Source organism: Salinicola rhizosphaerae (assembly GCF_014652715.1).
Taxonomy (GTDB): Bacteria; Pseudomonadota; Gammaproteobacteria; order Pseudomonadales; family Halomonadaceae; genus Salinicola; species Salinicola rhizosphaerae.
On the sequence record NZ_BMZI01000019.1, the window covers coordinates 1 to 1,146 of the forward strand.

The window sequence follows — 1,146 nt, forward strand, 5'->3', positions numbered from 1 at the left end:
TACACCTTCACGCCGGGTGCTGACTTCGACGCGCTGGCTGCCGGCGAGAGCCGCGACGTTACGTTCACCTACACCGCCACGGATAACGACGGCGGTGTCAGTGCGCCGCAGACCGTGACCATTACGGTGACCGGCACCAACGATGCGCCGTTGGCCGTCGCTGATACCCAGACCACCGGCGAGAACACGGTTCTCACCGGCCAAGTCCCGGCCGCGACCGATGTCGACGGCACCATCGCGGGTTACGAGCTGGCGACGGATGTTGGTGCGGGTAACGGCAGCCTCAGCTTCAACAGCGACGGCAGCTACACCTTCACGCCGGGTACCGACTTCGATGCCCTGCCGGCGGGTCAGAGCCGCAACGTCACGTTCACCTACACCGCCACGGACAACGATGGTGGGGTGAGTGCGCCGCAGACCGTCACGATCACCGTGACTGGTACCAACGACGCGCCGGTCGCCAAGGCCGATACCGGCAGCACCGGTGAAAACACCACCCTGACCGTCACCGCCGCCAATGGCGTGCTGGCCAACGACAGCGATGTCGATGGCGGTACGCTCAGCGTCAGCGCGGTCAACGGCACGGCCGGGAGCGTGGGTACCGCGATCGCCGGCTCCAACGGTGGCACGTTCACCCTGAACGCGGACGGCAGCTATAGCTTTAACCCCGGCACCGCGTTCGATCGCCTGGTGGCGGGTCAGACGGACACCACTCAGGTCAGCTACACCGTCAGCGATGGGCAGGGTGGTACCGCCACTTCGACGCTGACCATCACCGTCACCGGCACCAACGATGTGCCGGTCGCTAAGGCCGATACCGGCAGCACCGGTGAAAACACCACCCTGACCGTCAACGCCGCCAACGGTGTGCTGGCCAACGACAGCGATGTCGATGGCGGCACGCTCAGCGTCAGCGCGGTCAACGGCACGGCCGCGAGTGTGGGCACGGCCATCGCCGGCTCCAACGGCGGCACGTTCACCCTGAACGCGGATGGTAGCTACAGCTTCAACCCCGGCACGGCGTTCGATCGCCTGGCCGCGGGCCAGACCGACACCACTCAGATCAGCTACACCGTCAGCGACGGCCAGGGCGGTACGGCCACCTCGACACTGACCGTGACGGTCACCGGCACCAACGATGCCCCG

The 1,146-nt window shown here is 66.6% G+C and carries 1 protein-coding gene; it reads left to right on the forward strand.

Annotation, left to right across the window (positions count from 1 at the left end):
• Positions 1-1,146 (forward strand): cadherin-like domain-containing protein (locus tag IE125_RS19135; protein ID WP_189446287.1); only part of this gene is annotated, 1,146 nt, incomplete at both ends.